Here is a 14890-nt window from a genome sequence, read left to right as displayed (position 1 = left end):
ACTTGATTTAACACGTAATCCGCTTTGCGGTTAATTGATATGGAAAAAGTATGAAGAACTGGAAAACGCTGCTGCTCGGTATCGCTATGGTCGCGAATACCAGCTTCGCGGCCCCACAGGTTGTCGACAAAGTCGCTGCCGTTGTGAACAACGGTGTGGTACTTGAGAGCGACGTTGATGGTTTAATGCAGTCTGTGAAGCTCAACGCGGGTCAGGCAGGTCAGCAACTTCCGGATGATTCCACACTGCGTCATCAGATCCTTGAACGTTTGATCATGGATCAGATCGTTCTGCAGATGGGTCAGAAGATGGGTGTGAAGATCTCTGATGAGCAGCTCGATCAGGCTATCGCCAACATTGCGAAGCAGAACAACATGTCCGCCGACCAGATGCGCAGCCGTCTGGCCTATGACGGCATCAGCTATTCGACCTACCGTAATCAGATCCGCAAAGAGATGCTGATTTCAGAAGTGCGTAATAACGAAGTGCGTCGTCGCGTCACCATCCTGCCGCAGGAAGTGGATGCGCTGGCTAAGCAGGTTGGCAATCAGAACGATGCCAGCACCGAACTGAACCTGAGCCACATCCTGATCCCGCTGTCAGAAAACCCATCCTCTGACCAGGTAGCCGAGGCGGAAAGCCAGGCTCGCTCTATCGTCGATCAGGCGCGTAACGGCGGTGATTTCGGTAAACTGGCGATCACCTATTCGGCTGACCAGCAGGCGCTGAAAGGCGGCCAGATGGGCTGGGGTCGTATTCAGGAGCTGCCCTCTATCTTTGCCCAGGCGCTGAGCACCGCGAAAAAAGGCGATATCGTGGGTCCAATCCGTTCCGGCGTTGGCTTCCACATTCTGAAAGTGAACGATCTGCGCGGTCAGAGCCAGAGCATCTCCGTTACCGAAGTGCATGCCCGCCACATTCTGCTGAAACCTTCCCCGCTGATGAATGACGATCAGGCGCGGGCGAAACTGCAGCAGATTGCCGCCGACATCCGCAGCGGAAAAACCTCCTTCGCTAACGCGGCGAAAGAGTTCTCCCAGGATCCAGGTTCAGCCAATCAGGGCGGCGATCTGGGCTGGGCGGCAGCGGATATTTACGATCCGGCCTTCCGCGATGCGCTGATGAAAATGAACAAAGGTCAGTTGAGCGACCCGGTTCACTCCACCTTCGGCTGGCACCTGATTGAGCTGCTGGACACCCGTAACGTGGATAAAACCGATGCGGCGCACAAAGATCGCGCCTACCGCATGCTGTTCAACCGTAAGTTCTCTGAAGAAGCAGCGACCTGGATGCAGGAACAACGCGCCAGCGCCTACGTCAAAGTTCTGAGCAACTAATGAAACAACATCGTGTTGTCATCACTCCCGGCGAACCCGCCGGGATTGGTCCCGACCTGGTCGTCCAGCTTGCCCAGCGCAGCTGGCCGGTCGAACTTGTGATCTGTGCCGATGCCAGCGTGCTCGAAGCGCGGGCGAAGCAGCTTAATCTGCCGCTCACGCTTCTGCCGTATCAGGCTGAAAACGCCCCCCTCCCCCAGCAAGCGGGTACCTTAACGCTGTTACCCATTCCGCTACGTGCCCCGGTTATCCCAGGTCAACTGAGTACCGAGAATGGCCATTATGTGGTGGAGACGCTGGCGCGCGCCTGTGATGGCTGTCTGAGCGGGGAATTTGCCGCGCTGATCACCGGCCCCGTTCATAAAGGGGTGATCAACGACGCCGGCGTGGCCTTTACCGGTCATACTGAATTTTTTGAAGAGCGTTCGCACAGCCCTAAAGTGGTGATGATGCTGGCAACCGAGGAGTTGCGGGTTGCTCTGGCCACCACGCACCTGCCGATCAAAGCCGTTTCCGACGCCATTACGCCGGATCTGCTGCGCGACGTCATCGCCATTCTGCATCACGATTTACGCACCAAATTCGGTATTGCCAGTCCGCACGTGCTGGTGTGTGGCCTGAATCCGCACGCGGGCGAAGGCGGGCATATGGGAATGGAAGAGATCGACACCATCATTCCGGTACTGGATGAGATGCGTGCTCAGGGAATGAATCTCAGCGGGCCGCTGCCTGCGGATACCCTTTTCCAGCCGAAATACCTTGATCATGCCGACGCCGTGCTGGCGATGTACCACGATCAGGGCCTTCCCGTGCTAAAATACCAGGGCTTTGGCCGCGGCGTGAATATCACCCTCGGTTTACCCTTTATTCGAACTTCTGTTGACCACGGTACTGCACTCGATTTAGCAGGCCAGGGAAAAGCGGATGTCGGCAGTTTTATTACGGCGCTTAATCTCGCCATCAAAATGATTGTTAATACTCAATGAATAATCGCGTCCACCAGGGCCATTTAGCCCGTAAACGTTTCGGGCAAAACTTCCTCAACGATCAGTTCGTGATCGAAAGTATTGTTTCGGCTATCAATCCACAAAAAGGCCAGGCGATGGTCGAGATCGGGCCGGGTCTGGCTGCACTGACCGAACCGGTTGGCGAGCGCCTCGATGAACTGACCGTCATCGAACTGGACCGCGATCTGGCAGCCCGCCTGCAGACGCACCCGTTCCTTGGGCCAAAGCTGACGATTTATCAGCAGGATGCCATGACCATGAACTTCGGCGAACTGGCGGAGAAAATGGGTCAGCCGCTGCGCGTTTTCGGCAACCTGCCGTATAACATCTCCACGCCGCTGATGTTCCACCTGTTTAGCTATACTGATGCCATTGCGGACATGCACTTCATGTTGCAAAAAGAGGTCGTTAATCGACTGGTTGCAGGGCCGAACAGTAAAGCGTATGGTCGTTTAAGCGTGATGGCACAGTATTTCTGTAACGTGATCCCGGTACTCGAAGTGCCGCCGTCAGCGTTTACGCCGCCGCCGAAAGTTGACTCTGCGGTGGTGCGCCTGGTGCCGCATAAAACGAAGCCGTATCCGGTCAAAGAGCTGCGCGTGCTGAGCCGCATCACCACCGAAGCCTTTAACCAGCGTCGTAAAACGATTCGTAACAGCCTTGGCAATCTGTTTACCGTTGAAGTGTTAGCCGGGCTGGGTATCGACCCGGCAATGCGTGCGGAGAACATTTCCGTAGAACAGTACTGCAAGCTGGCTAATTACATCAGCGAAAATGCGCCGCCGAAGGAGAGCTAAGCCATGATTAATTCGCCCCGCGTATGTGTTCAGGTGCAAAGCCTTTATATCGAGTCTCAATCCACGCCGGATGAAGAACGTTTTGTTTTTGCTTACACCGTGACTATTCGCAATCTCGGGCGAACCCCTGTGCAGCTGCTGGGGCGTTACTGGCTTATCACCAACGGCAACGGCCGTGAAATTGAAGTGCAGGGCGAAGGTGTGGTGGGTGAACAGCCGCACATTGCGCCCGGCGAAGAGTATCAGTACACCAGCGGCGCGGTAATCGAAACGCCGCTGGGTACCATGCAAGGCCATTATGAAATGGTCGATGCCGAGGGTAATGCATTCCGCATTGCCATTCCTGTTTTCCGTCTGGCTGTACCAACACTCATTCACTAAACATGTCTACATATCTCATTGGCGACGTTCACGGTTGCTACGATGAACTGATCGCATTGTTAAAGCAGGTGGATTTTACCCCGGGTACAGACACGCTGTGGCTTACGGGCGATCTCGTTGCCCGCGGCCCTGCCTCGCTGGACGTCCTGCGCTATGTTAAATCTCTGGGCGACAGCGTACGGATAGTCCTTGGCAACCACGACCTGCATCTGCTGGCCGTCTATGCCGGGATCAGCCGTAATAAACCGAAAGACAGGATCACCCCGCTGCTGGATGCGCCTGACGCCGATGAGCTGATTAACTGGCTGCGTCGCCAGCCGCTGCTACAGATCGATGAAGAGAAAAAGCTGGTGATGGCCCACGCGGGCATTACCCCCCAGTGGGATCTGCAAACCGCAAAAGAGTGCGCCCGTGACGTCGAAGCGGTGCTCGCCAGCGACTCATACCCGTTCTTCCTCGATGCCATGTATGGCGACATGCCCAACAACTGGAGCACGGAGCTGAGCGGCGTTGCGCGCCTGCGTTTTATCACGAACGCTTTTACCCGCATGCGCTACTGCTTCCCGAACGGTCAGCTGGATATGTACTGCAAGGATGTGCCGGAAAACGCGCCGACCCCGCTCAAGCCGTGGTTTGCTATCCCCGGGCCGGTGACGGACCAGTACAGCGTGATCTTCGGACACTGGGCATCGCTGGAAGGGAGAGGCACGCCTGAAGGCATTTATGGGCTGGATACGGGTTGCTGCTGGGGCGGAGAACTCACCTGTCTGCGCTGGGAAGATAAAGCCTACTTTATGCAGCCTTCGAACCGGCACCAGGATTCAGGTGAGAATGAAGCAGTAGCGTCGTAGAAGAGAGCTGCACCTCTCCCGGCGGGAAAGGTGCAGTTAACAGATTAGCGGCGTTCAAGGATCTCGAAGCAGTAGCTATGCGAATTTTGCGCGTCAGCGTCGTGGAATTCGCTGAATACCGATTCCCACTCGTCAGGATCGTAGTCCGGGAAATGGGTATCCCCTTCCACTTCAGCATCAATATGGGTCAGATATAACTTCTGCGCTTTCGGCAGGAACTGCTCATACACGCGCCCCCCGCCAATCACCATTATCTCTTCAGCATCGCCGCAGGCAGCAATGGCTTCGTCAATGGATTTAACCCACTCAACCCGCTCATCGGTGCCGGGCTGGCTGCTTATTACGATGTTTTTACGGCCCGGCAACGGGCGCCCGATTGACTCCCAGGTCAGGCGACCCATTACTACCGGCTTGTTCAACGTTGTACGTTTAAACCACGCGAGATCGGCAGGCAGATTCCACGGCATGGCGTTTTCCATGCCAATCACGCGATCTACCGCAAGCGCCGCAATCAGACTGATCATTGGTTATTTCCCGGATGCAAAAAATTGCCGCCACTATACGGAAAGCTTAATCTTTCGTCGACTGGCGGCAGAGTAAAGAACAGGAAATTTTTTATATTTGCTGGCAACCCCGCTTCACGCTACAGGTTTACTCTCCGGCTCATCCTGCGGATCGCCGGTATGCTTACCCTCTTCGGTTCCCTGCCAGCCATGACGCTGGGTCAGCGAGAGGTGATTTCGGTCTTCATTGATGATCTCCGTCAGCATGGCGCTGGTGCGTTTCACCACTGCCGCGCGCGAGGTAGCATCGTTTTCAACCATCGCCGCCATCTCTTCGACCATCTCCGTATTAAACCGGCGGAACAGATCGGCGCGCTCGCGGGCCTCATAAGCCCCGAGACCGAGGCTTTCCAGCGCCAGCCGACCGGATTTGAGCGCACCTTCGAAGGTTTCACGCTCCGGCGCGTCGATACCCATCTGGCGGAGCTGGATGTAATGATCAACATCGCGTGCGCGGGAGATGATCCTCAGATGCGGAAAATGCGTCTTCGCCAGCTCCGCCAGCTGCAGGCTGTTCTTCGGATCGTCTATTGCGTTGATTAACACTTCGGCCTTCTGCGCCCCGGCGGACTCGAGCAGATCAACCCGGGTGGCATCGCCATAAAAGACCTTCATATCAAACTTGCGCAAGGTTTCAACGTGGTCAGGATCGTGATCGAGGATGACCATCTTGACGCCGCTGGAGAGCAACAGACGGCCTGCAATCTGGCCGAAGCGACCAAACCCGGCGATGATCACCCGCGGCTGTTCTTCGTCAATTTCATCAGCCTCGTGCTGCTGACCACTGTCGGCGGCCTCCAGTCGCGTCAACACCACCAGCAGCAGCGGTGTTACCGCCATCGACAGTGCGACCGCCAGCGTCAGCGCCTTCGCCCATTCAGGATCGAGCACGTTCGCCATGTTCGCTGCGCCAAAGACCACAAACGCAAACTCACTCCCCTGGCCCAGCAGCACCGCAAACCAGCGACGCTGTTTTGCTGGAACCTTCAGCGGGCGAGCCACCAGCCAGAGCATGGCCATTTTAATGACCAGGAAGCCCACCAGCAGGATGGCGATGCGCAGCGGATGGGTCACCAGCGTCCCGAAGTCAACGGACATCCCCACGCCGATGAAAAACAGCCCCAGCAGCAGGCCCTTGAAGGGCTCGATATCGCTTTCCAGCGCGTGGCGATACTCGGAGCTCGCCAGCAGCACGCCTGCCAGGAACGCGCCCATCGCCATAGAGAGCCCGGCCTCTTCCAGCATCAGGCCAAAACCGAAGACCAGGAACAGGGCCACGGCGCTGAACACTTCCCGCAGGCCGGAACGGGCAACAAAACGCAGTAATGGTCGACTGACGTACCGGCCCAGCAGTACCACCAGGGTCAGCGCCCCGACGACTTTTAATGCTGAAAGCGCAAAGGCGCCCAGGGTCGTAGACGCTCCGGAGGTAGCCAGCAGCGGGATCATCGCCACCAGCGGAATAGCGGCAATATCCTGGAACAACAGCACCGAAAAGGCGCTACGCCCCATCTGGGAAACCGTCAGGTTGCGTTCATTCATGGCCTGCATGGCGATGGCCGTGGACGAGAGCGCCAGGGTCATGCCGATCAGCTCCGCCACTTTCCAGTCCATGCCCAGCAGGATGCAGAACCCGCCCAGCAGCAGGCCGCAGGCCAGCATCTGCAACGCCCCGCCGCCAAATACCGAGGCGCGCAGCTTCCACAGGCGACGCGGATCCAGCTCCAGACCGATGACGAAGAGCATCAGCACTACGCCGATTTCCGCAAAGTGCAGAATCGACTCGGCATCGGTGACCAACCGTAGCCCCCACGGGCCAATGACGCAGCCGGCGATCAGATAGCCCAGCACCGAGCCAAGCCCAAGGCGCACGGCAACGGGCACAATCAGCGCCGCGGCGCCCAGGTAAATCAGCGCCTGAATCAGCGTATGGCTATCCATGGTGCGCCTCCTGCCAGTCGAGTAAACGTTGTTTATAGTGACGCGCCTGCGCCTGAAGGGTTTCGTCGTCGCAGACGAACGTGCAGTGCATGGCAAACGGCGGGAGCCAGTTCAGCCCACAGTAGAGCGCGGTGGCCTGCAGCGGCTGCGCCAGCACCTCAAACCCCGGGAAAGAACCGATATCAAAATGGCTTTCACCGCCACCGGTGGTCACCGCCCAGAGCAGACTTTTGCCCTTCAGCGCCCTGCCGTTATGGCCGTATGCCCAGCCGTGAGAGAACACCTTATCGATCCACAGCTTCAGCAGCGGCGGTATGCTGTACCACTGCATCGGATGCTGCCAGACGATGAGATCGGCACGGGATATCGCCTCTTGTTCGGCGGCGATATCGATATTGAAATCCGGATAGAGTTGATAAAGAGAGCGGATTTCCACCCCTTCAAGTGTCCTTACCTGATCAAGCATCCGCTTATTCGCATGGGAATGGTGCGGATAAGGATGCGCATAGACAATGAGTATCATGATTAACCTGGTTTAACTGCTTTCTTGTTGTAAGAGTCAGTGTAGACAGGAAAGGGAGGCGTTTGAAGGGCTCTGTGCCCTTGCCGGGGTTAACCGCAAAGATTGATAAATCACTTTCTGGTCAGAATAATCATTTCCATTAAAAATATATCAAGAAAATATAATATTTATTATTCAAACCCATTAATCAGAAATAATAAAAGCAATGGAATAATTAAATTAAAATTAATCAAAAATTTAAAATGAATAGCTATACAAGAAATAGTTAAGAACCAATAATTTTGCTTTTAAGCTGCCATTTAAGTCTTAAAAAAACAGATAGTTAAAAAGTTGTTATCTAAATAGACATTTTTATAATCACAAAATGGATGTGGCAATGAAAACAAGAACACCGCAATTAAATCAGACGACAACATTTCTTAAAAGTCTTTTTCCAGCATTATCAGCGTTAATTGCATTCACTCCACTAATGGTATCTGCTGAAACCACAATTAGTGGTTCAACAGATAAAGCCCAGCTTTTTTCTTCGGATATTGAGTACATCATTAATAAAGGTGTCATCATTTCCCCTGATACTGTTGATCCCTCTGTGACGATCTCTGGCAGTACCGTTCGCAGCGTAACGAACAATGGTGAGATAACCGGTGCGCATGACGGACTTTACATTGCGACCGGCGGCCAGACCATGCAGATCATTAATCAGGAGAATGCGGTTATTAACTCCACCAATGCCAACGGTATTACCGTCATCGATATGGGGGGAGAGATAAGCAACGCCGGGAAAATTACAGGCGCAGAGAAAGGTATTCAAGTTCACGAAAATTCCGGCAGCTTTAACGTTGCGAATGCCAAAACAGGAATCATCAAAGGTAAAACAGCGCTTTATTCCGACGCAGGTATTACGCTCAATAATGCTGGCCACATTGAAGGCACTGCCGGAAACGGTGTTGAGCTGCATATCGCAGGCAAAAGTAAAATTGAGAATAACGGAACAATTAATGGCAAAGAAAACGGCATTATCACCTCCGACAATAACCGACTTCAGCTTATCAACTCCGGCGTGATAGAGGGCAATGCCAGTGCAATTACTTTCCAGAGCACCCAAAATAACACCCTGACTCTGGAAACTGGCTCTCAGCTTATTGGCGATGTCATCTCCACAAACTCCTCCGGCAACACGCTCACCTTACATGGTACGGGTGATGAGGACAGCAATTTCCGCGGTCTGAATGCCGGTGACGGTTTTGCGTCACTGACCATGGATGGAAAAGATTGGTCGTTGACCGGCAATGTCGACGTCATCGGCTCCGGCGACTCGATCAAGGTCAATACGGGCAAACTGACGCTCGCAGGCGACGTAAAAAACAGTGCCGGAAATACCCTGATTGCCAACGGCGCTACGCTGCAGTTGGGTGACGGTAATACAAAAACCGGCTTGCTGACCGGCACAGTGAGCAATAACGGCACGTTGATCTTTAATCAGGGCTCCGACTCCACTTTCGCGACGGACATTACCGGTAGCGGCAACGTGCAAAAAATGGATGCCCATACGTTAATACTGTCCGGCAATAACAGCTATGCGGGCAATACGCTTCTGAACAGCGGCACGACGCTGGTTGCGGAAGGCGCAACGCTTGGCAGCGCAGGCAACACCGCGACCGTGACGGTAGCGGATGGCGCCACCTTCGCCAGCGCAGGGGCTGTTAACAACAACGTTGATATCCTGAGCGGCGGCGTGCTGGCCTCGTGGAATGCGGTATCCGGCAATAACGACACCCTTTCCACAACGGCCAACACCATCAACGGCAACGTCAACAACAGCGGCACGCTGCAAATCAGCGGCCTCAACGACCACGTCGGCAATAAATTCACCGTCAACGGCGACTATACCGGCCAGAGCGGCAGCAAGATCGTCATGAACAGCATCCTGGGCGATGACAGTTCCCGGACCGATCATCTGACCATCACCGGCAACAGCGCGGGTCAGTCAGGCATCAAACTCAACAATATTGGCGGCCTCGGGGCGCAGACGGTCAACGGGATAGAAATTATCAACGTCGGCGGAAACTCTGATGCGGCCTTTACCCTGGCGAAACCTGCCGTGGTGGGCGCCTGGGAATACAACCTGAATCAGAAGAGCGATGGCAACTGGTACCTGGAATCGAAAACGCCACCTTCAGATGATGGTCAGAACAACGGCGACGATGATGACGGCAGCAGCACCGACAACGACGGAGATAACAACAACGGCGGAGATAACAACAACGGCGGAAACGGTGACAACAATGGTGGCGGTAACGGTAATAACGATGACAAAAAGCAGGCCAATCCTGAGGTGATGGCTCCTGAAGTCGGCGCCTATCTCGGCAACTATCTGGCCGCCCAGGGCATGTTCCTGCATAAGCGTGACGATCGCGATCAGCTCACCCTCCGCGACGCCGACGATCTGAACACCTGGATGTATGTCAAAGGCCGTTATCATGACAACGACGTGGCGGGCGGGAAAGTAAACTACGACACCACCCAGTACGTCATGCAGGTCGGCAGCGATTTCATCAGCAAACAGCTGGATACCGGCGTACTGCATGGCGGGATGATGTTTGGTGCAGGCCAGGCCAAAACCGACTCCACCTCGGTGGGCAGCAAGCGTTCCGCGCACGGCAAGGTCGATGGTGTGAACTTCGGGGTATACGCGACATGGCAGGAAGATCAGCAGCTGCGTAAAGGCAGCTATATCGACAGCTGGGCCTCTTACGGCTGGTATCACAACAAGCTGAGAAGCGACGGACGTGACAATGAATCCTACAACAGCAGCGGCTTTGCCGTGTCGCTGGAAGCAGGCCATGCGTGGATTGTGGATTCAGAAAACGAGAGAACCTGGAAAATCGAGCCGCAGATCCAGGCGGTCTACAGCTATCTTGATCAGGACGATCATACTGATGCCGACGGCGTACGTATCACCACCCTCGATAACGACAGCATACTGGGTCGCCTGGGTGTGAAATCCAGCTACTTTAACCAGAAAGACGTACAGGCGTGGCAGCCGTATGTGGCGGTGAACTGGCTGAAAGGAGCCGGACAGAATGACCTGGCCTTTAACGGCGAAGCGTTCAGCAACGACACCCCGGACGACCGCGGCCAGCTGGAGCTGGGCGTAACCGGCAAGCTGAACGAAACCACGCTGATCTCCCTGCGCGCCAGCGGCGAATGGGGCGAAAACAGCTATGACGCCTACGGCGGCCATATCCTGTTAAATCACCGCTGGTAAGGCCTTTTCCGCAATGACCGATGCAGTGGCCCAGGCCACTGCATTTTTTTTATCAGTTATCCAGTTCACCCATGGATTTAACCTGATCGCGGTTGATCTGCTCGGTCTGCCCGGTTTCCGCATTTTCATAGGAGACCAGACCGGTATCATCATCCACCTGCGGTTTACCGTCGGTGACGATAGTTTTGCCATCGGTGGTTTTCACCGCTTGGTTAGATGAACAACCGGCTACGGTGAACAGCGTCGCAGCCGCGAAGATCGAAGCCAGCAGAATTTTGTTTTGCATCATATGCTCCCTGTTAGTCGTCATTTTTATCATGCGTACTAAACTTTAGCGGAATACACCTTGCTCAGAGATAAATGCAGAACACTCCGAAGGTTAGCTCTTCTGCGGGAAGCCATCTTTATAGATCACCGTCTGCACCACTTTGCCGCTTGCGTCATAGGTTTTCGCCTCGCCATTGGCCACGCTCTGCTTAAAGGTGATCGTCGAACGCAATTTTCCTTGCTGGGTATACCCCTGCGACAGCCCTTCCGCCTGGCAGTTCACCAGCGGCGTGTGGCTTCGCAGCACGCCGTTCGGGTAATAGACGTCGATATAGTCGTTAAAGCAGCGGTTTTTAATCACCGTCTCAAACTTCTTATTACCATTGTCATATTTCTCGACGAGCTTGCCCTCAGGCACGGTATCCGCCACCTTCACCACCGGCGTGGCTAATTTTTTCTGCGGTTCCAGATCGTCCTTTAAGCCTTTTGCATAGTCGGGGGTCATTCCCATTCCATCGATAGTATTGGTCACCGACGAGGCAAAATCAGCGCAGCCAGCAAGCAGTACGACCAGAGGGATTAACGTAAGGGCCTGTTTCACTGTGAACTCCTTTTATCAGGTATCACCGTAAAGTGCGCTGTATAAAGAGGCGGCACAACCGCCAAAATTGGTCGGAAAGGCATAAAAAAACCCGCCTAAGCGGGTTTTGAGAACAATCTGAAGCGATTACTTCGCGATCTGGGCGTGCATCTCCTGCACCGAAATCACCTTCTCGGTGGCATCCGCGTTCAGCGCCATCGCTGTTGCAAAACCGCCGTTCAGGGTGGTGTCGTAGTGCACTTTGTACTGCAGCGCACTGCGGCGAATCAGCTTGGAGTCTTCAATCGCCTGACGTCCTTCGGTGGTGTTGATGATGTAGGTGTATTCGCCATTCTTGATACGGTCCTGAATGTGCGGACGACCTTCATGCACCTTGTTCACCAGACGCGGGTTGATACCGGCTTCACCCAGCACAATCGCGGTACCGTGGGTGGCGTCCAGTTCGAAGCCCTGTTTCAGCAGTTTCGCCGCCAGGTCGACCACACGCTCTTTATCCCCTTCACGCACGGACAGCAGCGCACGGCCCTGTTTCTTCATGGTGGAGTTACTGCCCAGCTGCGCCTTGGCGAACGCTTCTGCGAAGGTGCGGCCCACGCCCATGACTTCACCGGTAGAGCGCATTTCTGGCCCTAACAGCGGGTCAACGCCCGGGAATTTGTTGAACGGCAGCACCACTTCTTTCACCGAGTAGTACGGCGGGATAATCTCTTTGGTCACGCCCTGCTGTGCCAGCGTCTGGCCAGCCATCACGCGCGCCGCCACTTTCGCCAGCGGGATGCCGGTTGCTTTGGAGACGAACGGTACGGTACGCGCCGCACGCGGGTTGACTTCAATCAGGTAGACTTCGTTGTCTTTCACCGCAAACTGCACGTTCATCAGACCGCGAACCTGCAGCTCGAAGGCCAGCTTCTTCACCTGGTCGCGCATCACGTCCTGAATCTCTTTGCTCAGCGTATAGGCTGGCAGAGAACAGGCGGAGTCGCCGGAGTGAACGCCCGCCTGCTCGATGTGCTCCATGATGCCGCCAATCAGCACCATTTCGCCGTCGCAGATAGCATCAACGTCCACTTCGACTGCGTCATCCAGGAAGCGGTCCAGCAGTACCGGTGCGTCGTTAGAGACGCTGACCGCAGTCTGGAAGTAACGGCGCAGGTCGGCTTCGTCGTAGACGATTTCCATCGCACGGCCGCCCAGCACGTAGGAAGGACGCACCACCAGCGGGTAGGTGATCTCTTTGGCCTTCTCAACCGCCTGCTCAATGGCGGTGACGGTGGCGTTAGCCGGCTGTTTCAGCTTCAGACGGTCAACGGCATGCTGGAAACGCTCGCGGTCTTCCGCACGGTCAATCGCATCCGGGCTGGTACCGATAACCGGTACGCCTGCCGCTTCCAGCGCGCGCGCCAGCTTCAATGGCGTCTGGCCGCCGTACTGCACGATAACGCCTTTTGGCTTCTCGATGCGCACGATTTCCAGCACGTCTTCCAGAGTTACCGGCTCGAAGTAGAGACGGTCGGAGGTGTCGTAGTCGGTAGAGACGGTTTCCGGGTTACAGTTGACCATGATGGTCTCGTAACCGTCTTCGCGCAGCGCCAGTGAGGCGTGTACGCAGCAGTAGTCGAACTCGATGCCCTGGCCGATACGGTTTGGACCGCCGCCCAGCACCATGATTTTGTCGCGGTCAACGGACGGGTTCGCTTCGCACTCGTCTTCATAGGTGGAGTACATGTACGCGGTGTCGGTCGCAAATTCTGCCGCACAGGTATCCACGCGCTTGTAGACCGGATGCAGGTCATACTGGTCACGCAGCTTGCGGATTTCTGCTTCACGCACGCCCGCCAGTTTTGCCAGACGCGCATCAGCGAAGCCCTTACGCTTCAACATGCGCAGGAAGTCAGCGTCGAGGCCGTTGATGCCAATCTCAGCGACTTTCTCTTCCAGACGCACCAGCTCTTCAATCTGCACCAGGAACCAACGGTCGATGTTGGTCAGGTTGAAGACGCCATCGACGGACAGGCCAGCGCGGAAAGCATCGGCGATGTACCAGATACGCTCGGCGCCCGCGTCTTTCAGCTCGCGGCGGATTTTGGTCAGCGCTTCCGGGTCGTCCAGGCTCACTTTCGGGTCGAAACCGGTGGCGCCCACTTCCAGGCCGCGCAGCGCTTTCTGCAGAGATTCCTGCTGGGTACGGCCAATCGCCATCACTTCCCCGACAGATTTCATCTGGGTAGTCAGACGGTCGTTAGCGCCGGCGAATTTCTCAAAGTTGAAGCGAGGAATTTTGGTCACAACGTAGTCGATGGACGGCTCAAAGGATGCCGGAGTACGGCCGCCGGTGATGTCGTTCATCAGTTCGTCGAGGGTGTAACCTACCGCCAGCTTCGCCGCGACTTTGGCAATCGGGAAGCCGGTGGCTTTCGATGCCAGCGCAGAAGAGCGAGATACGCGCGGGTTCATTTCGATAACAATCAGACGACCGTTTTTCGGGTTAACCGAGAACTGAACGTTAGAGCCGCCGGTTTCGACGCCAATCTCACGCAGTACCGCCATCGAGGCGTTACGCATGATTTGGTACTCTTTGTCGGTCAGGGTCTGGGCCGGTGCCACGGTGATGGAGTCACCGGTGTGGATCCCCATGGCGTCGAAGTTTTCGATGGAGCAGACGATGATGCAGTTGTCGTTTTTATCACGCACCACTTCCATCTCGTACTCTTTCCAGCCGATCAGCGATTCGTCAATCAGCAGTTCGTTGGTTGGAGAGAGATCCAGACCACGGGCGCAAATCTCTTCGAACTCTTCACGGTTGTACGCGATACCGCCGCCGGTGCCGCCCATGGTGAAGCTAGGACGAATGATGCACGGATAACCCACGTCAGCGGCAACCGCCAGCGCTTCTTCCATATTGTGTGCGATACCGGAGCGCGCTGTGTCGAGGCCGATTTTTTTCATCGCCACATCGAAACGGCGGCGGTCTTCTGCTTTATCAATCGCATCGGCAGTGGCGCCAATCATGGTCACGCCGAACTCGGCCAGCACGCCCTGACGCTCCAGCTCCAGCGCGCAGTTCAGCGCCGTCTGGCCGCCCATGGTCGGCAGCACCGCATCCGGACGCTCTTTTTCGATGATTTTGCGCACGACTTCCCAGTGAATTGGCTCGATGTAGGTGGCATCAGCCATTTCCGGGTCGGTCATGATGGTGGCCGGGTTGGAGTTCACCAGGATAACGCGGTAGCCCTCTTCGCGCAGGGCTTTACACGCCTGTGCGCCAGAGTAGTCGAATTCACAGGCCTGGCCGATAACAATCGGGCCAGCGCCAAGGATCAGGATGCTTTTTATGTCTGTACGTTTTGGCATTGT

General features: G+C 55.5%; 13 protein-coding genes. 6 read left to right on the top strand and 7 right to left on the bottom strand.

Annotation, left to right across the window (positions count from 1 at the left end):
- Positions 1-50: 50 nt before the first annotated feature.
- Genes surA through apaH form a run of 5 tightly spaced genes read left to right on the top strand, consistent with a single transcriptional unit; the run spans position 51 to position 4373 of the window.
- Positions 51-1337 (top strand): peptidylprolyl isomerase SurA, encoded by a 1287-nt coding sequence (surA, locus tag FFB58_RS16050; RefSeq protein ID WP_138370416.1) that lies wholly within the window; start codon positions 51-53, stop codon positions 1335-1337.
- A complete protein-coding gene (pdxA, locus tag FFB58_RS16045; protein WP_138370415.1) occupies positions 1337-2323 on the top strand; it encodes a 4-hydroxythreonine-4-phosphate dehydrogenase PdxA in 987 nt (328 codons plus the stop codon). The genes surA and pdxA overlap by 1 nt, the downstream gene beginning before the upstream one ends.
- Positions 2320-3141 (top strand): 16S rRNA (adenine(1518)-N(6)/adenine(1519)-N(6))-dimethyltransferase RsmA, encoded by an 822-nt coding sequence (gene rsmA, locus FFB58_RS16040; protein WP_039030408.1) that lies wholly within the window; start codon positions 2320-2322, stop codon positions 3139-3141. Before pdxA ends, rsmA begins: the two co-directional genes overlap by 4 nt.
- Before the next feature lie 3 nt (positions 3142-3144).
- Positions 3145-3522: a Co2+/Mg2+ efflux protein ApaG gene (gene apaG / locus FFB58_RS16035; protein ID WP_039030409.1), complete on the top strand. Its 378-nt coding sequence runs from the start codon at positions 3145-3147 to the stop codon at positions 3520-3522.
- A 2-nt stretch (positions 3523-3524) separates the two neighbouring features.
- Positions 3525-4373, top strand: a complete 849-nt coding sequence (apaH, locus tag FFB58_RS16030; RefSeq protein WP_138370414.1) for a bis(5'-nucleosyl)-tetraphosphatase (symmetrical) ApaH — start codon at positions 3525-3527, stop codon at positions 4371-4373.
- 44 nt (positions 4374-4417) lie between these two features.
- On the opposite strand, the gene folA is transcribed toward apaH, so the two are convergent.
- The 4 genes from folA to FFB58_RS23085 form a co-directional block, all read right to left on the bottom strand.
- On the bottom strand, positions 4418-4897 hold the full coding sequence (folA, locus tag FFB58_RS16025; protein ID WP_039030411.1) for a type 3 dihydrofolate reductase: 480 nt from the start codon (positions 4895-4897) through the stop codon (positions 4418-4420).
- A gap of 114 nt (positions 4898-5011) precedes the next feature.
- Positions 5012-6877: a glutathione-regulated potassium-efflux system protein KefC gene (gene kefC / locus FFB58_RS16020; RefSeq protein ID WP_138370413.1), complete on the bottom strand. Its 1866-nt coding sequence runs from the start codon at positions 6875-6877 to the stop codon at positions 5012-5014.
- Positions 6870-7400 (bottom strand): glutathione-regulated potassium-efflux system oxidoreductase KefF, encoded by a 531-nt coding sequence (kefF, locus tag FFB58_RS16015; protein WP_039030413.1) that lies wholly within the window; start codon positions 7398-7400, stop codon positions 6870-6872. The genes kefC and kefF overlap by 8 nt, the downstream gene beginning before the upstream one ends.
- 402 nt (positions 7401-7802) lie before the next feature.
- Positions 7803-7961, bottom strand: coding sequence for a hypothetical protein (locus FFB58_RS23085; RefSeq protein WP_286172789.1), 159 nt, complete (start codon positions 7959-7961; stop codon positions 7803-7805).
- Between the two features lie 124 nt (positions 7962-8085).
- Between FFB58_RS23085 and FFB58_RS16010 the strand changes: the two genes are divergently transcribed.
- Entirely contained in the window at positions 8086-10668 is a 2583-nt protein-coding gene (locus FFB58_RS16010) for an autotransporter outer membrane beta-barrel domain-containing protein (protein WP_286172788.1), read from the top strand.
- 52 nt (positions 10669-10720) lie between these two features.
- On the opposite strand, the gene FFB58_RS16005 is transcribed toward FFB58_RS16010, so the two are convergent.
- The 3 genes from FFB58_RS16005 to carB all read right to left on the bottom strand — a co-directional run bounded on the left by FFB58_RS16005 (position 10721) and on the right by carB (position 14887).
- Complete coding sequence (locus tag FFB58_RS16005; RefSeq protein ID WP_039030414.1) at positions 10721-10954, bottom strand: YgdI/YgdR family lipoprotein; 234 nt, start codon at positions 10952-10954, stop codon at positions 10721-10723.
- A gap of 93 nt (positions 10955-11047) precedes the next feature.
- Positions 11048-11536 carry an MORN repeat-containing protein gene (locus FFB58_RS16000; protein WP_039030415.1) on the bottom strand — a complete coding sequence of 163 codons (489 nt, stop codon included), beginning with the start codon at positions 11534-11536 and terminating at the stop codon, positions 11048-11050.
- Positions 11537-11662: 126 nt separating this feature from the next.
- On the bottom strand, positions 11663-14887 hold the full coding sequence (gene carB, locus FFB58_RS15995) for a carbamoyl-phosphate synthase large subunit (RefSeq protein WP_039030416.1): 3225 nt from the start codon (positions 14885-14887) through the stop codon (positions 11663-11665).
- Positions 14888-14890: the final 3 nt, after the last annotated feature.

The organism is Enterobacter sp. MF024, from assembly GCF_005843915.1.
GTDB classification, from domain to species: domain Bacteria; phylum Pseudomonadota; class Gammaproteobacteria; order Enterobacterales; family Enterobacteriaceae; genus Enterobacter; species Enterobacter barmai.
The sequence above is the reverse complement of the archived record's forward strand: the minus strand, read 5'-3'. Positions and strand labels throughout refer to the sequence as shown.